We start from the raw sequence: 25,025 nt of genomic DNA, 5'->3' as shown, positions 1-25,025 counted from the left end.
ATGATCGATCCGAGCCTCTATAAATCCGTAATGGGCGCGTTCCCGTCCGGTGTAACCGTCATCACTACGCTCGACAGCGACGGTGGCATCGTTGGTTTGACCGCGAGTGCCTTCAGCGCCTTGTCGCTCGAGCCGGCCTTGGTGCTGTTCTGTCCGAACTACACCTCAGACTCGTACCCAGTGCTGCGCGACAGTAAGCGTTTTGCAATTCACTTGCTTTCCGGCGAGCAACAGGCAGAAGCCTATGCATTCGCCAAAAAGGGCAAGGAAAAGGCACAAGGCATCGAGTGGGAGCTCAGTGAACTGGGTAACCCATTGCTGGCTGGCGCAACTGCAATCATCGAGTGTGAGTTGTGGCGCGAGTACGATGGTGGCGATCACGCCATTATGGTCGGCGCTGTCAAGAACCTGATTTTGCCGGAAGAGCCGCCAATCCCGATGATCTATCACCGGGGCAAATTGGGACCGTTGCCAGCCTTTGCCTGACTGACGCCCTGACGGACCGGAAAATGCCTGACCGTCCAAGCATTGAAATCACCCTTTTGGCCGTGCGTGTTCCGCGCGGCCTTTTTTTTGCGGAGTGGTCATGACACCTGCTGCATCTCTCCTGCGCCAGCAGGCTTTCATTAATGGCATCTGGCGCGACGCTGCCAATGGTAGCGTTCAAGACATCCTGAACCCTGGGACTGATCAGTCGATCGGAACGGTTCCTCATATGGGCGAAAGCGAGACCGTAGAGGCGATCGAGGCCGCCGAGTCGGCATTGCCTGCGTGGCGCGGACTGACGGCTGCGCATCGCAGTGCGGTGCTCAAGCGCTGGCACGCGCTGATGATCGAGCATACCGATGCATTGGCTGAACTCCTGACACTCGAACAGGGCAAGCCCGTAGCTGAAGCGTGCGGGGAAATTCTTTACGCCGCCAGTTTCATCGAGTGGTTCGCCGAGGAAGCACGGCGCACCTACGGCGATACCATTCCCAGTCATCGCGCCGATGCACGCATCCTGGTGACCCGCGAACCGATTGGCGTCGTGGCTGCTATTACGCCCTGGAATTTTCCAGCGGCAATGATCACGCGCAAGGTTGGACCGGCGCTCGCGGCAGGCTGTACGTGCATCGTCAAGCCAGCGCCCGAAACCCCTTTCACCGCGCTGGCGCTGGCAGCATTGGCCGAGCAGGCAGGTCTCCCCGCGGGTGTGCTCAACGTGGTCACCGGAGATGCCGTCGCGATTGGCAATGCATTATGTGCGAGCCCGGTGGTGCGCAAGCTTTCGTTCACCGGCTCTACACCGATCGGCAAGCTCTTGATGCGACAAAGTGCCGACACCTTGAAAAAAGTGTCGCTCGAGCTCGGTGGTAATGCGCCTTTCATCGTGTTCGACGATGCTGACCTCGAGCGTGCGGTTGAAGGTGCACTGATCGCGAAGTTTCGTAATGCCGGTCAGACTTGCGTCTGCGTGAACCGCTTTCTTGTGCAGGATGGGATTCACGACGCGTTCGTGGCGCGTTTGGCAGAGCGCGTGAACGAATTGCGGGTGGGTTCGGGCTTCAGTGCAGGCGTAGAGCAGGGGCCGCTGATTAACGAGCGCGCGGTAGAAAAGGTCGAGGCGCATGTGCGAGACGCCTTGGAAAAAGGCGCGGAGCTGCATTGTGGCGGTGAGCGTCATCCGCTTGGGCAAAACTTTTTCAAGCCAACTGTTATCAGCAATGTCGACGAGCGGATGAGCGTGGCGACCGAGGAAACCTTCGGGCCCTTAGCGGCGGTTTTTCGCTTTCGTACTGAAGCCGAGGCGATCAAGCGAGCGAACGATACGGAGTTCGGTCTCGCCGCGTATTGCTACACGCGCAATCTGGGGCGTGCATTTCGCATGAGTGAGGCGCTCGAATACGGCATGGTCGGCATCAACGAAGGGTTAATTTCCACGGAAGTCGCGCCGTTCGGCGGGATCAAGTCGTCCGGTCTCGGTCGTGAGGGTTCGCACTACGGTATCGACGACTACATGGAAATCAAATACACCTTGATGGGTGGCCTGGATGATGGGGTGGAATCATGAGTAGCGAGAAATACGAAAAAGGTCTGGAAATTCGGCGCCGAGTGCTGGGCGATGACTACGTCAATCGCTCCATCGAGAATGCCAACGACTTCAACCAACCATTGCAGGAGCTCGTTACCGAGTACTGCTGGGGTCATGTCTGGGGGCGGGAGGGTTTATCGATGCAAGAACGCAGCATGATAAACTTGGCCATGATTTCCGCGCTCAATCGTCCCCACGAATTGAAGCTTCACATCCGCGGCGCTCTGCGCAATGGGTTGAGCCAAGAGCAGATCAGAGAGGTTCTGCTGCAGGTCGGCATCTACTGTGGCGTCCCTGCTGCCGTCGACAGTTTTCGAATTGCGCGCGAGGCGTTCGCCGAGGCTGAGGAGGGGATGTAAGAACGTGTTCACGGTGGAGTAAATGCGTGTCGCATTGTTGATCGTGAACCGTCTTGAGCGTGGTCAGCCTGAAGGCACTTACGCCACCATGAACAGAACAGTCGAGCACTGAATGAAACGCCAGCCTCTAGACGATAGCTTTAAGGTGAGTCGCAACCCAGTGACATTGCGTGAAATGGTGCTCGAAAAGCTCCGTAGCGCCATCATGAATTTCCAGCTGCTTCCCGGTGATCGTCTCGTGGAGCGCGATTTGTGCGAGCGGCTGGGCGTCAGCCGAACATCGGTACGCGAGGCGCTTCGGCATCTGGAATCCGAGGGGCTGGTGGAGTTCGCCGACGCCAAGGGGCCACGGGTTGCGATTATTACGCTCGAGGATGCCTGCGATCTTTACGAGCTCCGGTGCGTGCTCGAAGGGATGGTTGTCCAGCTCTTCACATTGCGTGCTCGCGCCAAAGATATCCGTGCGCTGGAACGTGCTCTGGAAAACAACCGCAAGACGCTGCAGGACGGCGAGCTACAGCAGGTGCTGGAGTCCGTACAGGATTTTTACGACGTACTGATGGAAGGCTCGGGCAACGATATCGCGGCGGGTCAGTTGCGTCAGTTGCAAGCGCGGATCAGCTATTTACGTGCGACTTCGGTATCGCAGATCAATCGCCGCGGTTCGAGCAATCAGGAGATGGAACGGATGGTTGAGGCGATCAAGAGCGGTGATCCGATCGCCGCGCACAAAGCCTCGGTCGACCATGTCCGCTCCGCCGCGAAGGTCGCGCTCGAATATCTCGAAGCAAAGCAGGAAGGCGCCAAAGCGCGTGAAATCGTGCCGCCGATTGCGTTGAAAGACCCTCGGATCGGGATGTGAAGCATGCTCATCGTGCCGCGCTTCTGTTGCCAATGCGGTAGCGCGTCGCTCGATCGTCGCTTGCCTCCAGGCGACGATCACCCACGGCTCGTGTGCCTGAGCTGCGGCTACGTTCACTATGAAAATCCCAAGATCATCACGGGCTGCATCATCGAGCACGGGGGGCGTTATTTGCTTTGTAAACGTGCCATCCCGCCGCGCATTGGTACATGGACGTTGCCTGCCGGCTTCATGGAAAACGGTGAAACTGCAGAGGATGCGGCGCTTAGGGAAGTGCGGGAGGAGTCCGGGATTTTGGCGGAAATTCTATGCCCGTATTCGTTGTTCAGTGTCCCCACCATCAGTGAGCTGTACCTGATCTTTCGCGCGACGATGATCGAGGACACAGGCCACTTCGGTCCTGAAACGCTCGAGTGCCGTTTCTTCGCGCCCGAAGAGATTCCGTGGGATTTGATCTACTACCCGGCGATACGGCAGATTCTCGAGCGTTACATTCAAGAGCGTGACAAAGGGCACTACGGCCTCTATGTGGGCAACGACGCGACTGGACGTGTTCACTTCGTTCAATAGTTCGCCGCGCCGCTACGCCGCACTCATCAGTGCGGGACGCCTTCCACGATGATCACCTCTGCATTGGCGACCCCCTGCCTGTAACTCGCCGCTTCCTGATATTCGGGTGACCGATAACACGCGAGCGCCTGCTCATACGATTCGAATTCGATCACGACACTTCGTTGTGGTGTAGCGCGTCCTTCCATTGCTTCCGATTGCCCGCCTCTCGCCAGTAACCGCCCGCCGTATGCAGCAAACGCAGCCGGCGCGTGCTTGGTGTATTCCGTGTAGCGCTCGGGGTCGGTGACGTCGACGTGCGCAATCCAGTAGCCCTTCATGGGAATCGCCTCTTGGGAGAATGATGGTCTTACGGTATACCATGAGTCTCGGTTTTTCCATGAGGTGAGGATAGCCATGACATTCCATCCAATCGATGCGCTCATCGAGGATTTTCGCGGCGGCAAGATGGTGCTGCTGGTCGATGACGAAGACCGCGAAAACGAAGGCGACCTTTTGATTGCCGCCGAACATTGCACGGCGGCGTCCATCAATTTCATGGCGCGCGAGGCGCGTGGGCTGATCTGCCTGACGTTGACCGACGAGCATTGCCTTCGTCTCGGTCTGGAGCAGATGGTCCCCAGCAATGGCAGCGCGTTTTCGACTGCGTTTACCGTATCCATTGAGGCCGCTACTGGCATCACGACGGGTATTTCCGCGTCCGATCGAGCGCACACGGTGAGAGAGGCCGTGCGCCCGGATGCCGGACCGGCCGATCTGGTGCAGCCTGGTCACATCTTTCCGCTACGGGCAAAAGAAGGCGGCGTGCTAACGCGGGCGGGGCATACGGAAGCAGGCTGTGATCTAGCCCGGCTGGCGGGTCTTACGCCGGCCGCGGTGATTGTCGAAGTGATGAACGATGACGGCACCATGGCGCGGCGGCCAGAACTGGAAGCGTTCGCGCGCCAGCACGGCATTCGGATCGGCACCATCGCGGATCTCATTCAATACCGCCTCAGCAACGAACACACGGTCACGCGTATCGGCGAGCGCGAACTGCCGACCGTCCATGGAGAGTTCCGGTTAATCACGTATGAGGATGGCATCAACGGCGGCGTCCATATGGCGATGGTGATGGGACAAATAGACCGCAAGACGCCGACGCTAGTACGCGTGCACGCCATTGATCCATTGCGTGATCTGGTGGGCGCGGAATACATCGGCCCGAAAAGCTGGACGCTTTGGGCTGCACTCGAGCGCATTGCCAAAGAGGGCGCGGGAGTCGTTGTGGTCCTGGCGAACCATGAGTCTTCTCAAGCGCTGCTGGAGCGTGTACCCCAGCTGACACAACCTAAACGCCCTTACCATCAGGGCTCTTCCCGGATTTATTCCGAGGTCGGTACTGGCGCGCAGATTTTGCAGGATTTGGGCGTTGGAAAATTGCGCCATCTTGGCCCCCCGCTCAAGTACGCAGGTCTCACCGGATACGATCTCGAGGTGGTGGAAAGCGTCCCGTTCGAATGAACGGGAAACGCTTGCAGAAAGTTTGGAATACCATAATATGGAATTCATAAGGTCGATCCCCTTTTCCGGACCCTGCTAGCAGGACACACGAACAATATCCGGTCAGACCACCATTTTCAGATCCGCTGGATCCACTGCTCCCGTCAGGCGGGCAAAAGCGCCCGCTTGCACAAAAACACAACAATGAGGGCAAGCAAGATGGTATTTCGTAAACGAATCGTCGCTGCGTTCTGTGCAAGCTTGATCGGTAGTGCCGCCGCTGCTTCAGCTGCTGCTGATACCGTCAATTTCGTCAGTTGGGGCGGTACCACGCAGGATGCGCAAACGCAGGCATGGGCGGACCCTTTCAGCGCCGAGACCGGCGTAACCGTCGTACAAGACGGCCCTACCGACTACGGCAAGCTCAAGGCAATGGTCGAAAGCGGCAACGTCCAGTGGGACGTAGTCGATGTGGAAGCCGACTTCGCGATGCGCGCGGCCAATGAAGGGCTGCTTGAACCCCTTGATTTCAGCGTGATTCAGCGGGATCGGATCGATCCTCGCTTCGTGTCCGATCATGGCGTCGGTTCTTTCTATTTCTCCTTCGTGCTTGGCTACAACCCGTCGCGGATCGGCGCCTCCAAGCCGGACTCCTGGTCCGCACTGTTCGACACCAAGACCTATCCGGGCAAACGCGCGCTGTACAAGTGGCCGAGCCCCGGCGTGATCGAACTCGCGCTGTTAGCGGATGGCGTTGCAGAGGACAAGCTGTATCCGCTCGATCTGGACCGCGCCTTCAAGAAGCTGGATGCCATCAAGAAGGATATCGTCTGGTGGGGCGGCGGCGCGCAATCTCAGCAATTGCTCGCTTCGGGTGAGGTCAGCATGGGCCAGTTTTGGAACGGTCGTATCCATGCGCTGCAGCAGGAAGGCGCGCCGGTTGGCGTCAGTTGGAAGCAGAACCTCGTCATGGCGGACTTTCTCGTCATTCCGAAGGGCGCGCCGAACAAAGCCGCTGCGATGAAGTTCCTCGCCAATGCCAGTGGCGCGAAAGGCCAGGCCGAATTCGCCAATCTGACGGCTTACGCACCCGTGAACCTGGATAGCGTACAAAGCCTGGACGCCGACCTGGCTCCGAATCTGCCTACCGCCCACGAAGCGGATCAAGTCACCCTTGATTTTGCCTACTGGGCAAAGCACGGCGGTGAGATCGCGGGTCGCTGGAACGAATGGTTGGTGAAGTGACATGACGGCCCTTCGAACGACGTTGGTCGACACGGCCACTTCGGGCAAGGCGCGTTTAGCCAGCGACCGCTGGCGGGGTGCGCCTTACCTCTTGCCTGCTCTTATTTTCCTGGGACTGTTTTTCCTGGCGCCCCTGATCGGGCTGCTTCTGCGCGGCATTCTGGAGCCAACCCCAGGGCTGAGTAACTACGCCCAGTTATTCGCCAACTCCGCGTACTCGAAAGTCTTGTTCAACACCTTCGCCGTGGCGGGCTTGGTGACGCTGATCAGTCTTCTTCTCGCGTTTCCGTTAGCGTGGGCAATTACGCTGGTGCCGCGGGGTTGGGGTCGCGCGCTTTTGGGTATCGTGCTGTTGTCGATGTGGACAAGCCTGCTTGCGAGGACGTATTCGTGGCTGGTGCTGTTGCAAGCATCCGGTGTGATCAACAAGGTACTGATGGCGTTCGGTGTGATCGATCAGCCGCTCGAGATGGTGCATAACCTCACGGGCGTGGTGATCGGGATGACCTACATCATGATTCCGTTCATCGTTTTGCCGCTTCAGGCAACCATGAGCGCTATCGATCCAATGGTATTGCAAGCCGGTTCGATCTGCGGCGCTAGCCCGTGGCGCAACTTCTTCCGAGTGTTCATTCCGCTGTGCCGACCGGGGATTTTCTCGGGTGCGCTCATGGTGTTCGTCATGTCTCTCGGCTACTACGTGACACCGGCGTTGCTCGGTGGCGCTCAGAACATGATGCTTCCTGAGTTCATCGTCCAGCAGGTGCAGTCGTTCCTGAATTGGGGCGTCGCCAGTGCCGCTGCGGCGTTGTTGATCGTGATCACGCTTGCGCTGTTCTACGTCTACTTGAAGTTGCAGCCGGAATCGCCGGCCGCTTCGGCCACTGCGAGGTAAGCATCATGTTGCTGTCTGCCAACGCCATGGGGCCGCGCCTGCGCTTCGGCCTGTTTACGGTGAATGCAGTGATCGCTGCCTTCCTGTTATTACCGATCCTGTTCATCGTGCTGTTGTCGTTCGGGTCCTCCCAGTGGTTGGTGTTCCCACCGCCAGGTTGGACGTTCAAATGGTACGAGCAGTTCTTCTCCAATGCGCAATGGATGCAGTCCGCCTTCGTCAGCTTGAAGGTCGCGCTGCTGACGACTGTGTTCGCTACGGTACTCGGGTTGCCTACGGCCTTTGCGCTGGTGCGCGGGAAATTCCCTGGAAGAGACCTGCTATATGCTCTGTTTACGCTGCCGATGATCGTGCCTTTGGTCATCATAGCGGTGGCTACGTACGCGCTGTTCCTGAAGTTCGGTTACACCGGCACGCTCACGGCATTCGTGATCAGTCACGTCATCGTCGCGCTGCCATTCACGATCATCTCGATCATCAACTCACTGAAGTTATTCGATCAGTCCATCGAGGACGCAGCAGTGATCTGCGGGGCTTCGCGTTGGCAAGCGATCCTTAAAGTGACGTTTCCCGCCATTCGGCCCGGTCTCGTCGCGGGTGGCTTGTTTGCCTTTCTCGTCTCATGGGACGAGGTGGTGTTGAGCATCATGATGGCCAGCCCCGGATTGCAAACGTTGCCAGTGAAAATGTGGACCACCCTGCGTCAGGACCTTACCCCGGTCATTGCCGTCGCTTCGACGCTACTGATTGCGCTCTCGATTCTTATCATGCTCGTTGCTGCGCTCTTGCGCCGGCGCGCCGAACTTAAAGGCTGAGGATAAAAACATGAATGCCGTCGTTCGCGAAAATCAGCCTTCTTCCGTCTTGGTAAGCCTGCGCAATCTCAACAAGCATTACGGGGATTTCACAGCTGTCGACAACATCTCGTTGGAGATCAGGGACGGCGAATTCCTGACCTTCCTCGGCTCCAGTGGGTCCGGCAAGAGCACGACGCTGTCGATGCTGGCTGGCTTCGAGACTCCAAGTTCGGGTGAAATCCTCGTTAGCGGCTCATCCCTGATCAACGTGCCGCCCCATAAACGCGATATCGGAATGGTGTTTCAACGCTACTCGTTGTTTCCTCATTTGAATGTGCGCGACAACATCGAATTCCCGCTGACGTTGCGCAAGATGACCACAGCGGAGCGGCAAAAACGTGTCGACGCGATGCTGAAGCTCGTTCAGCTCGAAGCGTTCGCTCATCGGCGTCCTGCCCAGTTGTCCGGAGGGCAGCAGCAACGCGTGGCCATCGCGCGGGCGTTGGTCTATGAGCCACGCATCTTGTTGATGGATGAACCTCTCGGTGCGCTGGATAAAAAACTGCGTGAAGACCTTCAGGACGAACTGCGTCATTTGCATCGGCGGCTGGGTATCACCATCGTCTACGTCACGCATGATCAGGAGGAGGCGATGCGGTTGTCTCAGCGCATCGCGATTTTCAGTCACGGACAGATCGTCGGGCTTGGGAGTGGCTATGACCTTTATCAGTCGCCGCCGAACGCTTTTGTGGCGTCTTTCCTGGGTAACTCGAATTTTTTGCGTGTGAAGTCGGTTGCAAATGCCTCGGCCAGTTTCGAAGGGCAATCTTTGACGACGGTTCCGGTTGGCGGGCTCACAGCTGGGCAGGATGTGCTGCTGATGCTGCGCCCGGAGAAAATCCGAGCGCTTTCTGTCGAGGCGGCCCAGCAAACTGCGCTGCCTTCGGGCTGGAATGAAATTTCGGCGAAGGTCCGCGAGATCGTTTTTCTCGGTGAAAGCCTGACCTGCAACGTTGTCACGCCAGGCGGTACCGAGCTTACGGTGAAGAGCCTCGGCAGCGGCCTGCAAAACGTACAGCCGGGCGCTGATGTCCGGGTACGTTGGGCCGCTGCAGACGCGTGCCTGTACGATCAATGGAATGACGCCGATCTGAGCAAAGGTGCCGGCGCGCACTAAGCATGCAGAGTTAACTCGCCGGAAAGTCGGCGGGTTAACTCTATCGGCAGGCGCTCATTCACAGATCACCCTTTTGAGGGTCGGCATCGCGCTGATATAGCGTGGATAAGCGCGTAGAAAACATTCGGTCTCAACCATGGGCGCCGCCGCATGATAGCGGGCGGAAAGGCAGATTTTCTGCGGTCTCGGCGTATCCAAAAAATTCGCTTTGAAAGATTATATTATGGTATACCATGAACCATAAGGTGATCAGCCAGTCGATATCGGTGCGCGCCGGTTTCGACCGTCAACAAAAAAGCGAGGTAAGCAAGTATGAAGTTCTCTCTGTTCGTGCATATGGAGCGTTACGACCAAGAAGTCGGCCATCGCGAACTTTTCGAGCAGCTCACGGAGCTCACGCTGCTTGCTGAAGCAGGTGGTTTCAGCACTGTGTGGATTGGCGAGCACCACACGATGGAGTACACCATCTCGCCAAGCCCGATGCCGTTGCTTGCCTACCTGGCGGCACGTACCACAACCATTCGCCTTGGCGCTGGGACCATCATTGCGCCATTCTGGCACCCCATCCGCGTAGCCGGTGAGTGCGCATTGCTCGATGTCATCAGCAATGGCCGTATGGAAGTTGGCCTCGCGCGCGGCGCTTACCAGTATGAGTTCGACCGCATGGCGAACGGCATGTCGGCTTCCGATGGCGGTAAGTACCTGCGCGAGATGGTCCCTGCCGTCAAAGCCTTGTGGAAGGGCAACTATACGCATGAGGGCGAGATCTGGTCGTTCCCGTCCAGCACCTCGTCGCCCAAGCCACTGCAACAGCCGGAGCCGCCTGTCTGGATTGCCGCACGCGACCCTGACTCGCATAATTTCGCCGTTAAGCATGGCTGCAACGTAATGGTCACGCCCCTGATGAAAGGGGACGAAGAGGTAGTCGACCTCAACAATAAATTCAATAGCGCGCTGGCTGCGAACCCTGACGTGCCGCGTCCACAGCTCATGGTGCTGCGTCATACCCACGTACATACGGCGGACGATCCCGAGGGCTGGAAGGTGGGCGCCGAGGCAATTTCCCGTTTCTACCGCACGTTCGATGCCTGGTTCGGCAACAAGACGACACCCGTAGACGGCTTGCTAGCGCCGAGCCCCGAAGAAAAATTCAAAGAGCGCCCCGACTTCGAGCTGGAAAATATTTGCAAGAACGCGATGATCGGAACGCCGGAAGAGATCATCGCGCGCATCCGTCACTACGAAGAGTTGGGTGTAGACGAATTCAGCTTCTGGGCGGACAACAGCCTGCCTTACGAAGAAAAGAAGAAGTCGCTCGAACTCTTCATCAAACACGTGGTGCCCGCGTTCCGCTGACACCTCGCAAGGCTCCGGTCATGTCGCTTTGACCGGAGCTCGTTTCACCTCTGAGCCACTCCAAAAAAGACAAAAACAGGTTTTTTCATCATGCCCCGTGCGTTCCTATCGGTTTCAAGGCCGTTATTCGCTGTATCTCCCGAACTCCCGCGCTCCGCGTCCTATATCCGTCTCGACTGAGCAACTGGACCACACGCCGTAGCCAACGTTAGCGCGACAGAAGTCATCGCTGTCGTGAAGGAGAGCCTTGTATGTCTCATTCCCCCGGTTCCGAAGAACTCATCGAAAGTAACTCCGTTGGCCAGGTCGACCCGGCCAATCGGCACGGTCGCGTGCGCGACCTCTTTACCCTCTGGTTCAGTACCAATATCGCCCCGCTGCCCATCGTTACAGGCGCAATGTCGATCCAGGTATTCGACCTCAGCTTAGTATGGGCAATCTGCGCCATCGTCGTGGGACACATGATCGGCGGCATCGTACTGGGACTTGCCTCGGCGCAAGGCCCGCAGCTTGGTCTGCCTCAGATGCTGCAAAGCCGGGGGCAATTCGGCCGGTATGGCGCGTTGCTGGTAGTCGTGATTGCCGCGATTCTGTACGTCGGTTTCTTCATTTCCAACTGCGTTCTAGCCGGTAAGTCGATCCATACGATGGTGCCCGCCATGCCATTGGAAGGTGCAATTCTGACCGGCGCTTGCGCCGCCACGCTGATCGGTATCCTCGGTTACAACTTCATCCATACCCTCAACCGGCTCGGTACTTGGGTGATGGGGTTCGGCCTTTTGGGTGGTTTCGTCTTCCTCTTCATTAACGGCCTGCCGGAGGGCTTTGCTAGCCGCGGTGGGTTCAACATTGCGGGTTGGTTAGCGATGGCTTCGCTGGGCGCGATATGGCAAATGTCCTTCGCCCCTTACACGTCTGATTACTCTCGTTATCTGCCAGAAGATGTCGGCATCTGGAAGCCTTTTATTGCGACCTACAGTGGCGCCGTGCTGGGTACCTCGTTGTGCTTCATCTTCGGTACGCTGGTCGCACTGACCGTAGCCCCGGATGCGGACATCATGGGAGCCGTGAAGGGCGCGACTGGTGAATTTGGACCGGTGCTGATGGTGTTGTTTATCCTGAGCATCATCAGTCACAACGCGTTGAATCTCTATGGCGCCGTACTTGCCCTGATCACTTCGGTACAGACCTTCGCGGCTGACTGGACGCCGAGCCGACGTGCTCGTGTAGTGCTTTCTGGTGTGCTACTGATTGCCTGCTGTGCGGTTGCCGTTACCGCGCCTGCAGACTTCATCGCAAAATTCATGAAGCTGATTCTGGCGATGATGATCGTGCTGGTGCCGTGGGCGACGCTCAACCTCATGGATTTCTACATTGTCCAGCGCATGCGCTATCACGTACCGTCGTTGTTCGCCCAAGACGGCGGCATCTACGGACGCTATAACCCGAACGCAGTGACGGCGTATCTGATTGGGATCATCGTGCAGCTGCCATTCATCTCAACACCGATCTACACCGGTCCGGTCGTTGCGTACCTGGATGGGGCAGATCTGTCCTGGTTGGTGTGCATTATCGTGACGGCGCCGTTGTACTGGCTGCTGGCGCGGCGCGACACGCCTTATCGCCGGCAACAAATTTCGACGCTGTCCCGGTGGGCAAGCGCGAACTGAAAAACTAGCGTGTTGAAAAAAGGGACCGCCGAGGCGGTCCCTTTTCATTTCACTGCCAGTCAAACAGCACTAACCCGCGGCGGAGGTGGCGGAGTCAAGCAGGCTACCAATCCCAGCTGGTTTACCGTCGAACTCCTCCATGGCATCAAGCAATGCGCCCCACAGGTAATGTGCGGAAGCGCGGTCGCACAAGAGGTGGAAGATGGGGAGATCCGCTATGCCGGCATTGACGACAATGGCGTTCACGCGCGCTACTGATGTCTGTACCACTGCATCGACGCTGAAGGCCTCGGCGCGGAGATCGACACCGCAGACCTTGGCGAATAGCTTTGGCAGGTAGGCGCCCGTCAGGGCGAACCAAGCGTGACTGTCCTGACGCGGCAGCAGGTAGTTGGCTTGGCCTTCGTCGTAGTGCCAGCTGGCTTCTTCGGAGGCGATACGGGCGCCGCCGTCGTGTAGGCTGCCGAGCAGAAAATACTCGGTCTGCGACAGGCGCAGCAGGCTTTCGCCACTGGCCTGCACGACGGCCCGGTTGGGCGCGTCCGGCAGTTGATAACCCTCGCGCTGCAGATAGGTCGCACTGTCCGTGCCACGGAAACCAACCCGTGGCAGATTGCTCAGGTCAATCAGTGCGCAGCATTGCAGTTGCTCGCTGTCGCTTTGTGAGCCAGCGACGAACAGCCGTTCGCCCAGCAGGGTCAGCGCGGCGTTGCCGTGCAGCTCATAAATCGGGCTGCGTTCAGCATGGTGGTGAATGGACAGGCTCATAATCACAGCTCCTGGCGTTGGCTTTCAGGGTCGTAGAACGGCAGTTTCACCACGGTGGCCTGGACGATTTCGCCGCCCTCCACGCGAATCGGAATCTGCATGCCGGGCGTGGCCTGATCGGCACCGGCGTAGGCCATGCCGATGATCGCGCCGACGGTCTCGGAGTACTCGCACGAGGTGACGTTGCCGCTGATGTCCGGGCCTTTCAGCACCAGGTGGCCTTCCAGTGGTTTGGCGCTGCCCTTGGGCAGGGTGAAGCCGACCAGCTTGCGCTTCAGCGGCTGCGACTCGAGGATCTCGATGGTGCGCTTGCCGACGAAGAACGGCTTCTTGCGGCCAATCGCCCAGCCCATGTCCAGTTCGGTCGGATGGCTCATGCCGTCGGTGTCCTGGCTGATGATGACGTGACCTTTTTCCAGGCGCAGTAGGCGCTGGGTTTCCACGCCGAACGGGCGGATGTCTTGGGCCTTGCCGGCGTCCATCAGTGCGTCCCACAGGTGCTCGCCGAAGCGTGCCGGCACGTGGATCTCGTAACCCAGTTCGCCGACGAAACCGACCCGCATCAAACGTACGGGCACGCCGGCGACGCTGCCTTCACGCACGCCCAGATACGGGAAGCCCTCGGATGACAGGTCGACATCCGTGCAGACCTTTTCCAGCACCTGGCGCGACAGCGGGCCGGCCAGGTTGACCGCGGCGAAGGCCGCGCTGACGTTGGCGATGTCGACGTTCAGGCGCCATTGCGCATTCCACTTGAGCATGCTGCGGTAGACGCGATCTACGCCACTGGTGGTGGCCGACACGTAGAAGTGCTGCTCGCCGAGGCGACAGGCCACACCATCGTCGATCACCACGCCGTCTTCGGCGGTCATCAGCGCATATCGGGTACGGCCGACGGGGAGCTTCTTGAAGCCAAAGGTGTACATGCGCTCCAGCAATTCGGCAGCATCCGGCCCGCGCACGTCGAGGCCGCCAAGGGTGGAAACGTCGATCAGGCCGACCTTTTCGCGCACGTGGTGCGCTTCCGCCTGCATGCAGGCTTCACGGTCTTCGGCCTTGCCATAGAACGCCGGGCGCTGCCATACGCCGGCGGGCATCAGCTTGGCGCCCAGTTCGACGTGACGACGGTGCATGGCGGTCTGCCGATAGGGGTCGAAAGCACGACCGGCCACATGGGCGAGCTTCTCGGCAGAGAAGGGTGGACGTGCGGTGGTCACGCCCGTGTCGCTGACACTGCGGCCGGTGGCGTCTGCCACCAGGCGTGCCGTTGGCAGTGCCGAATGGCGACCCTGGGACGGGCCCATGCCGACGGTGGAGAAACGCTTGACCAGTTGCACGTCGCGGTAGCCGTGGCGGGTGGCGTTGACGATGTCCTTGATCTGCAGGTCTTCGTCGAAGTCGACGAATTCCTTGCCCTGCGGGTGGGCGAAGATCGGCCAAGGGAAGTTGACTTTGCTGTCGTCTTTGTCGGCTCCCTCCACGCGCGTGCTTTCTAGACCCAGATCGGCCAGAGCTTCGGCGGCAGCGCGCTGGCCATCCGCGAGCACGCGTTGCAGGTCGTGCCGGCCGTTTACCGAACCGGCAATACGGAGGATTTTCGGCAGGTTCTGGATCGAGAAGGCGGCGTGCTCGTCAGCGTAGCGCAGGCTGCCGCCGGCTTGGCAAAGCAGCTGGTAGACCGGCATGTAACCGGCGGACATGCACAGCAGGTCGCAGTCGATGCGGGTGCTGGAGTCGGCGACCTTGCCTTGGCCGGTGATACGGCGCACATCGACGCTGGCGATATGCCGGGCGTTTTTGCGGGCGATGGCTTCGTACACAGTATGCCCGGCATGGCAGGGGATACCCTTCGCCTGCACGGCCGCGGCCAGTCCGGCGGTGTCGACGCGCTCGCGCATGTCGACCACGGCGGCGACTTCTACGCCCTGTTCGTGCAGATCGAGCGCGGCGAGGTAGCCGTCGTCGTTGCCCGTCAGCACCACGGCGCGTTGGCCCGGTTTCACGGCGTACAGCCGCATCAGGCGTTGGGCAGCACTGGTGAGCATTACGCCGGGCAGGTCGTTGTTGCGGAAGATCACCGGCTGGTCGAACGAGCCGCTGGCAACGATGCACTGTTTGGCGCGCACCTTGTACATCCGGTTGCCCTGGATCACCGGCAGGTAGTTGTCGGCGAACCAGGCATTGCAGATCGCCGAGTCGAGAATATGGATATTGGCGTGGTCACGCACGGCGCCCACCAGCTCCTCGCGCAGGCCCATGGCCGCATTGGCATTGAGGCTGAAGCGCGCGTAGGTCAGCGAGCCGCCGAGCAGCGGGTTCTGTTCGATCAGCAACACCTTGGCGCCGGCGTTGGCGGCGTACAGGGCGGCAGACAGGCCGGCGGGACCGGAGCCGATCACCGCCAGGTCGCAGAATAGGTAAGCCTTGTCGTGGTAAGTAGGCTCGAACGTTAGGTTGAGCACGCCGAGGCCGGCTTTCTTGCGGATCAGCGGTTCCCAACGTTTCCACATGCCCTTGGGCTTGTAGAAGGCACGGTAATAGAAGCCCACTGGCATGAACTTGGAGAACTTGCCGAGATGGGCGTCGCGGTCCTTTTCCAAAGTGCCGTTTACGTTCTGCGGCGTAACGTTCAAACCGGCTTGCAGCTGGTGTTCATCGGCCAGCACGTTGGGTTCGTCCGGCAGCTGCACCAGGGTGTTGGCGTCCTGGCCGGCCATCGTCAGTGGGCCACGCGGACGGTGGTACTTGAAGGAGCGCGACAGCAGCCAGCGGCTGTCGGCCGCCAGGGCGCTGGCGATGGTATCGCCGGCGAATCCTTGGCAGGTCGTGCCGTCGAAGCTGAAGGTCAGCGGTTTGTTACGGTCAATCAACAGACCCATGGGGGCGGGCAGGCGGTTCATTGGGCGGCCTCCGGTACGGCGAAGTCGATGCGCTGGTTGAACAGCTCACTGGGGTCGAAGGTGCGAAGGATCTCGTCGCTGCCGGTGTGGCGCTCGGCCAGAAACCAGTAGCTGGAGGCCGTGTGCATCCACCATTCGGTGACCACGCCGAGCCGATTCTCGCTGTTGAACACGTAGTCGGCCCATTCGGCGACGCTGCAGGTGTTCGGATCCGGCATCTGCTTGAGCTCGCCGCCGTAGGTGAATTCGCTGATGTTGCGTGGCCCGTTGAGCGGGCAAGTCATGATCTTCATCTTCTGTGACCCGTCAGTGGCTGGCCGCCGTAGCGCCCATTTCGTTGACCTGCTGGAAGCGACTGAAGCGATCCAGACCGAACGGTGCGATCAGCTCCGGCACCTTGCCGCCGCTGGCTACAAGTTCGGCCATGGTCTTGCCGCAAATGGGTGTGGCCTTGAAGCCCCAGGTGCCCCAGCCAGCGTCCAGGTAGTAACCGTCGATGGGTGACAGGCCCATGATCGGGCTGTAATCCGGGGTCATGTCGGTGATCCCTGCCCATTGGCGCATCAACTTGGCGTTGGCCATGAACGGGAACATCTCGATGGCGTGGGCCAGCAGGCTTTCTTTGAGGTCCAGGGTCGAGCGTGTGTTGTACAGCGGGTACGGGTCCGAGCCGCCGCCAAAGACGATCTCGCCGCGGCTGGTCTGCTGTACGTAGCAGTGCAGGGCGGACGAGCTAACCAGGGGATCGAGGAACGGTTTGAACGGCTGGGTGACCATGGCCTGCAGCGGGTAGGTGTGGATCGGCGCCTTGATCTTCAGCTTGTTCATCAGCAGCGAGCTGGTGCCGGCCACGGCCTGCACTACGCAGCCACACCCTATGGTGCCGCGATTGGTTTTCACCGCGCGAATGCGCTCGTTCTCGACGACGAAATCCTGCACTTCGGTGAGTTGATGGATTTCCACGCCGCGCTTGGCCGCGCCCTTGGCGTAACCCCAGGCCACCGCATCATGGCGGGCGGTGCCGCCGTCGATATGCCAGAGGCCGGCGAGCACTGGAATATGACCAGGATCGAGGTTGAGACTTGGCACCAGTTCGCGGATCTGCTGGCGGTCGATCATCTCGGTGCGCCCGCCGAAATGCTTGTTCACTTCGGCACGTTGGCGGAAGGCGCGCACGGTGGAATCGGTGTGGGCCAGGGTCAGCTGACCGCGTCCTGAGTACATGATGTTGAAGTCGAACTCGTTCGACAGGTTCTCGAACATGCGGACCGATTCGATGTAGAACTTCACGCCTTCGCTGGTCAGGTAGTTGGAGCGAATTACTGCCGTATTGCGCGCGGTATTGCCGCCACCCAGGTAAGCCTTTTCCAGTACGGCGATATTGGTGATGCCGTGGTACTTGGCCAGGTAATAAGCGGTGGCAACGCCGTGGCCGCCGGCACCGATGATGACGACGTCGTAGGAGGACTTGAGCTCTTTTGGCGCGGGTAGGTCGACCTCGACGGGGTACTCCGACGACAGGCCGTATTTCAAAAGACTGAAGGGCATGATCGGCTCCGGATCAACGAATGGCTGCCGGCTGAACCGGAAGCGAATTTTGCAGACGCGCCGCACGCACGGTATTGCGCATCAGGAAGGCAATGGTCATGGGGCCGACGCCCCCCGGTACCGGCGTGATCGCCGAAACCTGGGGCAGTACGGCGTCATAGTCGACGTCACCGACCAGCCTCGAGCGGCCGTTTTCTTCTATCCGATTGATACCGACGTCGATGACGACCGCACCGGGCTTGATCCATTCGGCGTTGACCATGCGTGGGCGTCCGACGGCGGCGATGACGATGTCGGCCTGGCGGCAGAGGGCGGCGGCGTCCTTGCTGCGGGAGTGGACGAGGGTCACCGAACAATGCGCCTGCAGTAGCAAGGACGCCACCGGCTTGCCGACGATGTTGGAGCGGCCGATGACCACGGCATGCTTGCCGCTGAGCTCGCCGAGCACCTGTTCCAGAAGGTACAGGCAACCCGTCGGCGTGCAGGGTGTGAGCACGTTTTGACCGAGCACCAGGCCGCCAACGTTTTCGCGATGAAAACCATCCACGTCCTTCTCTGGGCGTATGGCCTGAATCACGCTGGCTTCGTCGATCTGCGGCGGTAACGGCATCTGTACGAGGATGCCGTGCACGGTTGGGTCGGCGTTCAGCGTGTTGATCAAGCTGAGTAATTCACGGGCGTCGATATCGGTAGGGAGCCGGTGTTCGAGAGAGCGTATGCCCACCTCGGCGGCACGCTGGACCTTGTTGCGGACATAGACATGGCTTGCCGGATCATCGCCCACAAGCACAACCGCGAGGCAGGGTTGCACGCCGCTTTGCGTCAGCTCCGCAACGTCCTGGCGAACCGTTTGGAGAACACGTGTCGCCGCTGCGACGCCGTCGATACGTTTGGCATTCATCGGAAGATCACCGTGCGGTCGTCGTTGAGGAATACACGGTGTTCGGTGTGGTACTTCACCGCTTTCGATAGCGCGACGGTTTCGGTGTCGCGTCCGATAGCGACCAGGTCATCAGGCCGGTACGCGTGGTCCACGCGCTGGACTTCCTGCTCGATGATCGGGCCTTCGTCGAGGTCAGAAGTCACGTAGTGAGCGGTGGCACCGATAAGCTTCACGCCCCGCTCAAAGGCCTGATGGTAAGGCTTGGCGCCTTTGAAGCCAGGTAGAAATGAGTGGTGAATGTTGATTGCACGGCCGGATAGCTGTTTGCACAGGCTGTCGGACAGGATCTGCATGTAGCGTGCGAGTACCACGAGTTCCGTACCGGTCTCGTCGACGATTTTCATCAGCTCAGCTTCCTGCTGGCTCTTCGTATCTTTCGTTACAGGCAGATACACGAAGCGGATGCCTTCACGCTCCGCCATCGGGCGTAGATCAAGGTGGTTGGACACGATGGCGGTGATCTGCATGTTCAGCTCACCTTTCTGATGCCGGTACAGAAGGTCGGCCAGGCAGTGATCGAACTTGCTAACCATCAAAAGTACTTTTGTGGGTTGAGCCGCACTGAGCAGCTCCCAGCGCATGTCGAAGTCCGCTGCTACTGCCCGGAAGCCTTCGCGGAGGGTTTCCATATCGTTCGGTGAGCCGTCGTTGAAGCGGAAAACAGCGCGCATGAAAAAGCGATCGGTGAACTCATCGTCGAACTGCGCAAGCTCGCTGATGTAGCAGCCGCTGCCGGCCAGATAGGTAGTCACGGCGGCGACGATACCTGAGGTGGCAGGGCAACTGACTTTAAGAATTAGAGTGGGCTGTGCTGTTTGCATGGTGTCTCCGACTGCACTGGATGAATGGGCAAGATGACGCGGCAGCAGAAAAATTCTCTGTAGGAATATTATTTTCTTAAAGCGTTTTTATAGGCGAAAACGGCCCTGAACGTCTAGCGCTCGTGAAAATTTATTTCCTGTCGGTTATGTCTGGGTGGCGTGCGGTCGATAGCCCCGATGTCTAGTCGGAGCTGTAATTCATGATGGAAAGCAATTGGATAGGAACCTCCAAAAGCTTCTCGGGGCCATGAGGGATATCACTGTCGAACGTGAGGCTGTCCCCTGGGCCCAGCTCGTAGAGGTGATTCCCGTGGCGATAGACGATATGGCCCTGTAGCACGTGAATGAATTCGGTGCCGGGATGTGAAAACGTCGGGAACTCTTCGCTGGCGTCGTCCATGGCCACCAAATAGGCCTCCATGCTTTTCTTCGGCCCGCGCGAGTGGTTGAGCAGGTGATAGGTATGGCCTTTCTCGGTTCCTCGCCTCACGACCTCCATCCCATCGCCTGCCTTAACCAGCAGGGCGTCACGTCCCTGTTGATCGAACTGGCTGAACAGGCGCGACATCGGCATGCCCAGCGTGTCGCACAGGCGATTGAGTGTCTCCAGGCTCGTAGAGACCTGGGCGTTCTCGATCTTGCTCAACATCCCTTGGCTGATACCCGCCAAGCGCGCGACATCGGCGATCTTGAGCCCTTGGCTTTGGCGCTGCCGTTTGATCTGAATGCCAATGTATTGCTCGATCTTGAGGCGAGGTTCAGGCGTAGCGGCGTTTGTCATCAAGAATGCTTCATTCTGGTTCTAGTAATAATTTATTCGCACTAGTCAAGTGCGGTCATCGAGTTTCAGGCGGTCATCAGATGGCCGCGCTAGCGCGAATCATGCCCTACAAATTGCTGCACAAGAAACTTAAGTTCCCAGCGGTTACGCGGGTTGCATGGCTGATTCGATGAATATTGGTATGCCGTAAGACAGGCTTGGCTTCAAGCTGGCAGAAGGTTTGCATTCTCAAAAGGAAATTTACTTTCTAACTGGGAATAAATACCCTATCCGTCAATTGGAGACCTGCATCATGTTGCCTACCGAAACTCAGCACCTGATCGAGCAGCACGGCATTAAATATGTACTGGCGCAATTCGTGGACATCCACGGCTCGGCCAAAACGAAGTCAGTTCCCGTCACTGGGCTTGAGGCCGTTGCTGAGAATGGTGCCGGCTTTGCGGGTTTTGCCATCTGCGGTATGGGCATGGAGCCGCATGGGCCGGATTTCATGGCAAAGGGTGATCTTTCCACGCTGATGCCAGTGCCGTGGCAGCCTGGCTACGGTCGTGTGGTGTGCATCGGGCATGTCGATGGTGAACCGTGGCCCTACGACAGCCGTTATGTGTTGCAGCAGCAGGTAGAGCGACTGGAGGATCGGGGCTGGACGCTGAACACAGGCCTGGAGCCCGAATTCAATCTGATGCGCCGTGATGAAAACGGCGTCCTGCAACTGGTGGATGCCAGCGATAACCTCGACAAGCCCTGCTACGACTACAAGGGCTTGTCGCGCTCCCGCGAGTTTCTCGAAAAGCTGACTGAAGCGTTGCAGCCAGTCGGTTTCGACATCTATCAGATCGATCACGAAGACGCCAACGGGCAGTTCGAGATCAACTACACCTATAGCGATGCCATGGAGTCGGCGGACCGTTTCACGTTCTTCCGCATGGCGGCCGGCGAGATCGCCAATGACCTGGGGATGATCTGCTCGTTCATGCCCAAGCCCGATCCGAAGCGCGCCGGCAACGGCATGCACTTCCACCTTTCTATCTCCAGCGCCGAGAGCAAGAACCTGTTCTTCGACGCCAACGACAAGAACGGCATGGGGCTCTCGAAGATGGCGTACCACTTCGCAGCTGGCCTGCTTGCCCATGGCCCTGCGCTGTGCGCCTTCGCCGCGCCGACGGTGAACTCCTACAAACGCCTTGTCGTTGGTAATTCCCTATCGGGTGCAACCTGGGCGCCGGCCTTCATTGCCTTTGGCGCGAACAATCGCTCGGCCATGGTGCGAGTGCCTCATGGTCGCTTGGAGTTCCGCCTGCCTGATGCCGGCTGCAACCCTTATCTGGTGACTGCGGCGATTATCGCGGCGGGCCTGGACGGTATCGACCGTCAACTGATGCCTGACCAAATCTGCAACGAGAACCTGTACTCGCTGGGTCTGGAAGCCATTGCCGCCAAAGGTATCAAGACCCTCCCGCAATCGCTCAAGGAGGCCTGCGATGCGCTGGAAGCCGACCCGCTGTTTGCCGAGGTGATGGGCAAAGAGATCGTCGGCGAGTTCATCAAACTCAAGCGCATGGAGTGGGTGGAATACAGCCGCCACGTCTCCGACTGGGAGATCAAGCGCTACACCGAATTCTTCTGACCCGACCAACGACAACCGTTTTCCCGGTGCTCGTCGATGACGGGTGCCTTCTGCCCAGGAGTTATAGCTATGTGTGGAATCGTGGGGCTTTACCTGAAAAACCCGGCGCTGGAATCACAGCTCGGCAAACTTTTCGAGCCGATGCTCGAAGCCATGACCGATCGTGGACCCGACAGTGCCGGCTTCGCCATCTATGGTGATGAAGTGGCCGATGGCTGGATCAAGTTGACCTTGCAGTCGACGACCGAGAGCTCCGACTGGAAGGCCCTGATGGGCGAGCTGGAAGGCCGCTTGGCAACGTCCCTCAATTGGTTTCAAAACGCCAGTGCCGCTGTACTCAAGGCCAAAGCGGAAGAAGCGGTAGTACGTGCCGCGCTCGCTGAATTGGCGCCGGGCGTGCGTATCATGAGCGCCGGCCAGAGCATCGAGATCCTTAAGGGTATGGGCCTGCCGAAGGAAATTTCCGAGCGTTTCGGCCTAGCCAACATGAAGGGCAGCCATATCATCGGCCACACCCGCATGGCCACTGAGAGTGCGGTGACTATGGAAGGCAGCCACCCGTTTTCCACTGGCGCCGACCTGTGCCTCGTGCACAACGGCTCGCTGTCCAACCACTTCCGTCTGCGCCAAGAGCTGCGCCGCGAAGGCATCAACTTCGAAACAGAAAACGACACCGAGGTGGCTGCCGGCTATCTGGCCTGGCGTCTGCAGCAAGGCGACTCGCTGAAAACCGCGTTGGACAGCTCCCTGGAAGCGCTGGACGGCTTCTTTACCTTCGCCATTGGCACCCGTAACGGTTTCGCGGTGATTCGCGACCCGATTGCCTGCAAGCCAGCGATCCTCGCTGAGACTGACGACTACGTCGCCATGGCTTCCGAATACCAGGCGCTGTCGAGCCTGCCGGGTATCGAGAAGGCCAAGGTCTGGGAACCCGTTCCCGCCACCATGTACATCTGGGAACGCGAGTCGGCTTAAGGAGCACGCACATGAAAACCATCGATCTATCCGTTGCAACCGTGCGCGACCTTAACCAGGCACTGCACGACCAAGTTAACAATGTTCAGGATCGTGAGTGGGTCGTCACCCATGCCAACGGTGCGCACAACCTCGCGGTTGGCGTTAACGAGGCCGTTTCCATCGATATTCAGGGCCATGCCGGCTACTACTGCGCGGGTATGAACCAGAAGGCGTCTATCACCGTGCATGGCAACGTCGGTGTCGGCTGCGCAGAAAATATGATGAGCGGTTACGTACGGGTCAAGGGCAGTGCGTCCCAGGCGGCCGGCGCCACTGCTCATGGCGGTCTGCTGGTCATCGAAGGTGACGCCGGTGCGCGTTGCGGGATTTCCATGAAAGGTATCGACATCGTGGTCGGCGGCAGCATCGGTCACATGAGCTGTTTCATGGGCCAAGCCGGTCGTTTGGTGGTGTGTGGCGATGCCGGCGATGCGCTGGGCGATTCACTGTACGAAACCAAGATCTTCGTCAAAGGCAGCGTCGAATCGCTGGGCTCGGACTGCATCGAGAAAGAGATGCGTCCTGAGCACATCGAAGAACTGCAAGAGCTGCTCAATCGCGCTGGCTTCAACGAGAAAGCCACCGATTTCAAACGCTATGGCTCGGCTCGCCAGCTGTACAACTTCAAAGTCGACAACGCTTCCGCGTACTGATCAGGAGCATTACCCATGAGCGACGTTTCTAACTCAAAAGCTGTGCCTCCAGTTCTGCGCGAGTCGGCCACCTTCGATCGTCTGTCGATTCAGGAAATCCAGCGCGCCGCCGAAACCGGCATCTACGACATTCGCGGTGGCGGCACCAAGCGCAAGCTGCCGCACTTCGATGACCTGCTACTGCTCGGCGCCAGCGTGTCGCGTTACCCGCTGGAAGGCTACCGCGAGAAATGCGGTACCGACGTGATCCTTGGTAACCGCTTCGCCAAGAAGCCGCTGCACCTGAAGATCCCGGTGACCGTCGCCGGCATGAGCTTTGGTGCGCTATCGGCCAACGCCAAGGAAGCGCTCGGCCGTGGCGCCACCATCGCCGGCACCAGCACCACCACTGGCGACGGTGGCATGACCCCCGAAGAGCGCGGCCAGTCGCAGCACCTGGTTTATCAGTACCTGCCGTCGCGTTACGGCATGAACCCGGACGACCTGCGCAAGGCCGATGCCATCGAGATTGTGCTCGGCCAGGGCGCCAAGCCGGGCGGCGGCGGCATGCTGCTGGGCATGAAGGTCACCGAGCGTGTCGCGGGTATGCGCACCTTGCCGATCGGTGTCGATCAGCGCTCCGCCTGCCGCCATCCGGACTGGACGGGCCCGGACGACCTGGCGATCAAGATCGCCGAGATCCGCGAGATCACCGACTGGGAAAAGCCCATCTACGTGAAGATCGGCGCCAGCCGTCCTTACTACGATGTGAAACTGGCGGTTAAGGCCGGTGCCGACGTGATCGTCCTCGACGGCATGCAGGGCGGTACCGCAGCGACTCAGGAAGTGTTCATCGAACACGTCGGCATCCCGATTCTGCCGGCCATTCCGCAAGCCGTTCAGGCGCTGCAGGAAATGGGCATGCACCGCAAAGTGCAGTTGATCGTGTCCGGCGGTATCCGCAACGGTGCCGACGTCGCCAAGGCCATGGCCTTGGGCGCTGATGCCGTGGCTATCGGGACCGCGGCGCTGATCGCCCTGGGTGACAACCATCCGCGTCTGGACGAAGAGCTGAAGAAGATCGGCTCGGCCGCCGGCTTCTACGATGACTGGCAGAACGGTCGCGACCCGGCCGGGATCACCACCCAGGATCCGGAACTGTCCAAGCGTCTCGACCCGGTCGAGGGCGGTCGCCGTCTGGCCAACTACCTGCGCGTGTTGGTGCTGGAAGCCCAGACCATGGCCCGCGCCTGCGGCAAGTCGCACCTGCATAACCTCGACCCCGAGGATCTGGTGGCGCTGACCGTGGAGTCCGCGGCCATGGCCCGGGTGCCGTTGGCGGGCACCAACTGGGTTCCTGGGCAGCAATACTGATAGCGCTTCAACAACGCCCGGCGGATTTCCCCGGGCGTTTTTGTTCGCCTGGCTAGGCTCGTTGACCGTTTCAGTAATCGTGTTGAAGCCACAATTGGTTCTAGCGTCGATACGCGCCATCAGAGCT

24 protein-coding genes are annotated in these 25,025 nt (G+C 59.3%); 16 read left to right on the top strand and 8 right to left on the bottom strand.

Annotated features, from left to right (window positions below; all coding sequences use genetic code 11):
• The 5 genes from IEY47_RS14515 (at position 1) to IEY47_RS14495 (ending at position 3,865) form a co-directional block, all read left to right on the top strand.
• Positions 1–486 carry a flavin reductase family protein gene (locus tag IEY47_RS14515; protein ID WP_188983973.1) on the top strand — a complete coding sequence of 162 codons (486 nt, stop codon included), beginning with the start codon at positions 1–3 and terminating at the stop codon, positions 484–486.
• Between the two features lie 100 nt (positions 487–586).
• Positions 587–2,053: an NAD-dependent succinate-semialdehyde dehydrogenase gene (locus tag IEY47_RS14510; RefSeq protein WP_188983972.1), complete on the top strand. Its 1,467-nt coding sequence runs from the start codon at positions 587–589 to the stop codon at positions 2,051–2,053.
• Positions 2,050–2,433, top strand: coding sequence for a 4-carboxymuconolactone decarboxylase (gene pcaC / locus IEY47_RS14505; RefSeq protein WP_188983971.1), 384 nt, complete (start codon positions 2,050–2,052; stop codon positions 2,431–2,433). Before IEY47_RS14510 ends, pcaC begins: the two co-directional genes overlap by 4 nt.
• A gap of 112 nt (positions 2,434–2,545) precedes the next feature.
• Positions 2,546–3,295: a GntR family transcriptional regulator gene (locus IEY47_RS14500; protein WP_188983970.1), complete on the top strand. Its 750-nt coding sequence runs from the start codon at positions 2,546–2,548 to the stop codon at positions 3,293–3,295.
• Positions 3,296–3,298: 3 nt separating this feature from the next.
• The gene (locus tag IEY47_RS14495; protein ID WP_188983969.1) at positions 3,299–3,865 is read left to right on the top strand and encodes an NUDIX hydrolase; all 567 of its coding nucleotides are present in this window, start codon (positions 3,299–3,301) and stop codon (positions 3,863–3,865) included.
• Between the two features lie 26 nt (positions 3,866–3,891).
• Here IEY47_RS14495 and IEY47_RS14490 read toward each other — a convergent pair whose 3' ends face one another.
• Positions 3,892–4,185: a DUF1330 domain-containing protein gene (locus IEY47_RS14490; protein ID WP_188983968.1), complete on the bottom strand. Its 294-nt coding sequence runs from the start codon at positions 4,183–4,185 to the stop codon at positions 3,892–3,894.
• 76 nt (positions 4,186–4,261) lie between these two features.
• Here IEY47_RS14490 and ribBA point away from each other — a divergent pair, with 76 nt between their 5' ends.
• The 7 genes from ribBA (at position 4,262) to IEY47_RS14455 (ending at position 12,487) form a co-directional block, all read left to right on the top strand.
• Entirely contained in the window at positions 4,262–5,368 is a 1,107-nt protein-coding gene (gene ribBA / locus IEY47_RS14485; RefSeq protein ID WP_188983967.1) for a bifunctional 3,4-dihydroxy-2-butanone-4-phosphate synthase/GTP cyclohydrolase II, read from the top strand.
• 198 nt (positions 5,369–5,566) lie between these two features.
• Positions 5,567–6,592, top strand: a complete 1,026-nt coding sequence (locus IEY47_RS14480) for an ABC transporter substrate-binding protein (RefSeq protein ID WP_188983966.1) — start codon at positions 5,567–5,569, stop codon at positions 6,590–6,592.
• A gap of 1 nt (position 6,593) precedes the next feature.
• Positions 6,594–7,487, top strand: a complete 894-nt coding sequence (locus tag IEY47_RS14475) for an ABC transporter permease (protein ID WP_188983965.1) — start codon at positions 6,594–6,596, stop codon at positions 7,485–7,487.
• Positions 7,488–7,492: 5 nt separating this feature from the next.
• A complete protein-coding gene (locus tag IEY47_RS14470; RefSeq protein ID WP_188983964.1) occupies positions 7,493–8,302 on the top strand; it encodes an ABC transporter permease in 810 nt (269 codons plus the stop codon).
• A gap of 10 nt (positions 8,303–8,312) precedes the next feature.
• The gene (locus IEY47_RS14465; RefSeq protein WP_188983963.1) at positions 8,313–9,461 is read left to right on the top strand and encodes an ABC transporter ATP-binding protein; all 1,149 of its coding nucleotides are present in this window, start codon (positions 8,313–8,315) and stop codon (positions 9,459–9,461) included.
• Between the two features lie 312 nt (positions 9,462–9,773).
• Positions 9,774–10,817, top strand: coding sequence for an LLM class flavin-dependent oxidoreductase (locus tag IEY47_RS14460; protein WP_188983962.1), 1,044 nt, complete (start codon positions 9,774–9,776; stop codon positions 10,815–10,817).
• 251 nt (positions 10,818–11,068) lie between these two features.
• On the top strand, positions 11,069–12,487 hold the full coding sequence (locus tag IEY47_RS14455) for a purine-cytosine permease family protein (protein ID WP_188983961.1): 1,419 nt from the start codon (positions 11,069–11,071) through the stop codon (positions 12,485–12,487).
• A 69-nt stretch (positions 12,488–12,556) separates the two neighbouring features.
• Here IEY47_RS14455 and IEY47_RS14450 read toward each other — a convergent pair whose 3' ends face one another.
• The 7 genes from IEY47_RS14450 to IEY47_RS14420 form a co-directional block, all read right to left on the bottom strand.
• Positions 12,557–13,258, bottom strand: coding sequence for a sarcosine oxidase (locus IEY47_RS14450; RefSeq protein WP_373293598.1), 702 nt, complete (start codon positions 13,256–13,258; stop codon positions 12,557–12,559).
• Positions 13,258–16,155, bottom strand: a complete 2,898-nt coding sequence (locus tag IEY47_RS14445) for an FAD-dependent oxidoreductase (RefSeq protein WP_188983959.1) — start codon at positions 16,153–16,155, stop codon at positions 13,258–13,260. The genes IEY47_RS14450 and IEY47_RS14445 overlap by 1 nt, the downstream gene beginning before the upstream one ends.
• Positions 16,152–16,448: a sarcosine oxidase subunit delta gene (locus IEY47_RS14440; protein ID WP_188983958.1), complete on the bottom strand. Its 297-nt coding sequence runs from the start codon at positions 16,446–16,448 to the stop codon at positions 16,152–16,154. The genes IEY47_RS14445 and IEY47_RS14440 overlap by 4 nt, the downstream gene beginning before the upstream one ends.
• A gap of 13 nt (positions 16,449–16,461) precedes the next feature.
• On the bottom strand, positions 16,462–17,703 hold the full coding sequence (locus tag IEY47_RS14435; protein WP_188983957.1) for an FAD-dependent oxidoreductase: 1,242 nt from the start codon (positions 17,701–17,703) through the stop codon (positions 16,462–16,464).
• Positions 17,704–17,716: 13 nt separating this feature from the next.
• On the bottom strand, positions 17,717–18,604 hold the full coding sequence (gene folD, locus IEY47_RS14430; protein ID WP_188983956.1) for a bifunctional methylenetetrahydrofolate dehydrogenase/methenyltetrahydrofolate cyclohydrolase FolD: 888 nt from the start codon (positions 18,602–18,604) through the stop codon (positions 17,717–17,719).
• Positions 18,601–19,467 carry a formyltetrahydrofolate deformylase gene (gene purU / locus IEY47_RS14425; RefSeq protein WP_188983955.1) on the bottom strand — a complete coding sequence of 289 codons (867 nt, stop codon included), beginning with the start codon at positions 19,465–19,467 and terminating at the stop codon, positions 18,601–18,603. The genes folD and purU overlap by 4 nt, the downstream gene beginning before the upstream one ends.
• A 181-nt stretch (positions 19,468–19,648) precedes the next feature.
• Positions 19,649–20,248 carry a helix-turn-helix domain-containing protein gene (locus tag IEY47_RS14420; protein ID WP_188983954.1) on the bottom strand — a complete coding sequence of 200 codons (600 nt, stop codon included), beginning with the start codon at positions 20,246–20,248 and terminating at the stop codon, positions 19,649–19,651.
• 292 nt (positions 20,249–20,540) lie between these two features.
• Between IEY47_RS14420 and glnT the strand changes: the two genes are divergently transcribed.
• The 4 genes from glnT to IEY47_RS14400 all read left to right on the top strand — a co-directional run bounded on the left by glnT (position 20,541) and on the right by IEY47_RS14400 (position 24,898).
• Entirely contained in the window at positions 20,541–21,875 is a 1,335-nt protein-coding gene (gene glnT / locus IEY47_RS14415) for a type III glutamate--ammonia ligase (protein WP_188983953.1), read from the top strand.
• A 69-nt stretch (positions 21,876–21,944) separates the two neighbouring features.
• On the top strand, positions 21,945–22,850 hold the full coding sequence (locus tag IEY47_RS14410) for a class II glutamine amidotransferase (RefSeq protein WP_188983952.1): 906 nt from the start codon (positions 21,945–21,947) through the stop codon (positions 22,848–22,850).
• Between the two features lie 11 nt (positions 22,851–22,861).
• Positions 22,862–23,545: a GltB/FmdC/FwdC-like GXGXG domain-containing protein gene (locus IEY47_RS14405; RefSeq protein ID WP_188983951.1), complete on the top strand. Its 684-nt coding sequence runs from the start codon at positions 22,862–22,864 to the stop codon at positions 23,543–23,545.
• A 15-nt stretch (positions 23,546–23,560) separates the two neighbouring features.
• Positions 23,561–24,898, top strand: coding sequence for an FMN-binding glutamate synthase family protein (locus IEY47_RS14400; RefSeq protein ID WP_188983950.1), 1,338 nt, complete (start codon positions 23,561–23,563; stop codon positions 24,896–24,898).
• Positions 24,899–25,025: the final 127 nt, after the last annotated feature.

This window comes from Pseudomonas matsuisoli (assembly GCF_014647635.1).
Taxonomy (GTDB): domain Bacteria; phylum Pseudomonadota; class Gammaproteobacteria; order Pseudomonadales; family Pseudomonadaceae; genus Pseudomonas_P; species Pseudomonas_P matsuisoli.
Note: the sequence above shows the minus strand (reverse complement) of the source record. Positions and strands in the feature narration are given on the sequence as shown.

Coding starts and splice junctions, on each gene's coding strand:
- IEY47_RS14515 (WP_188983973.1), top strand. CDS start 1: ATGATCGATCCGAGCCTCTATAAATCCGTAATGGGCGCGTTCCCGTCC.
- IEY47_RS14510 (WP_188983972.1), top strand. CDS start 587: ATGACACCTGCTGCATCTCTCCTGCGCCAGCAGGCTTTCATTAATGGC.
- pcaC (WP_188983971.1), top strand. CDS start 2,050: ATGAGTAGCGAGAAATACGAAAAAGGTCTGGAAATTCGGCGCCGAGTG.
- IEY47_RS14500 (WP_188983970.1), top strand. CDS start 2,546: ATGAAACGCCAGCCTCTAGACGATAGCTTTAAGGTGAGTCGCAACCCA.
- IEY47_RS14495 (WP_188983969.1), top strand. CDS start 3,299: ATGCTCATCGTGCCGCGCTTCTGTTGCCAATGCGGTAGCGCGTCGCTC.
- IEY47_RS14490 (WP_188983968.1), bottom strand. CDS start 4,185: ATGAAGGGCTACTGGATTGCGCACGTCGACGTCACCGACCCCGAGCGC.
- ribBA (WP_188983967.1), top strand. CDS start 4,262: ATGACATTCCATCCAATCGATGCGCTCATCGAGGATTTTCGCGGCGGC.
- IEY47_RS14480 (WP_188983966.1), top strand. CDS start 5,567: ATGGTATTTCGTAAACGAATCGTCGCTGCGTTCTGTGCAAGCTTGATC.
- IEY47_RS14475 (WP_188983965.1), top strand. CDS start 6,594: ATGACGGCCCTTCGAACGACGTTGGTCGACACGGCCACTTCGGGCAAG.
- IEY47_RS14470 (WP_188983964.1), top strand. CDS start 7,493: ATGTTGCTGTCTGCCAACGCCATGGGGCCGCGCCTGCGCTTCGGCCTG.
- IEY47_RS14465 (WP_188983963.1), top strand. CDS start 8,313: ATGAATGCCGTCGTTCGCGAAAATCAGCCTTCTTCCGTCTTGGTAAGC.
- IEY47_RS14460 (WP_188983962.1), top strand. CDS start 9,774: ATGAAGTTCTCTCTGTTCGTGCATATGGAGCGTTACGACCAAGAAGTC.
- IEY47_RS14455 (WP_188983961.1), top strand. CDS start 11,069: ATGTCTCATTCCCCCGGTTCCGAAGAACTCATCGAAAGTAACTCCGTT.
- IEY47_RS14445 (WP_188983959.1), bottom strand. CDS start 16,155: ATGAACCGCCTGCCCGCCCCCATGGGTCTGTTGATTGACCGTAACAAA.
- IEY47_RS14440 (WP_188983958.1), bottom strand. CDS start 16,448: ATGAAGATCATGACTTGCCCGCTCAACGGGCCACGCAACATCAGCGAA.
- IEY47_RS14435 (WP_188983957.1), bottom strand. CDS start 17,703: ATGCCCTTCAGTCTTTTGAAATACGGCCTGTCGTCGGAGTACCCCGTC.
- folD (WP_188983956.1), bottom strand. CDS start 18,604: ATGAATGCCAAACGTATCGACGGCGTCGCAGCGGCGACACGTGTTCTC.
- purU (WP_188983955.1), bottom strand. CDS start 19,467: ATGCAAACAGCACAGCCCACTCTAATTCTTAAAGTCAGTTGCCCTGCC.
- IEY47_RS14420 (WP_188983954.1), bottom strand. CDS start 20,248: ATGACAAACGCCGCTACGCCTGAACCTCGCCTCAAGATCGAGCAATAC.
- glnT (WP_188983953.1), top strand. CDS start 20,541: ATGTTGCCTACCGAAACTCAGCACCTGATCGAGCAGCACGGCATTAAA.
- IEY47_RS14410 (WP_188983952.1), top strand. CDS start 21,945: ATGTGTGGAATCGTGGGGCTTTACCTGAAAAACCCGGCGCTGGAATCA.
- IEY47_RS14405 (WP_188983951.1), top strand. CDS start 22,862: ATGAAAACCATCGATCTATCCGTTGCAACCGTGCGCGACCTTAACCAG.
- IEY47_RS14400 (WP_188983950.1), top strand. CDS start 23,561: ATGAGCGACGTTTCTAACTCAAAAGCTGTGCCTCCAGTTCTGCGCGAG.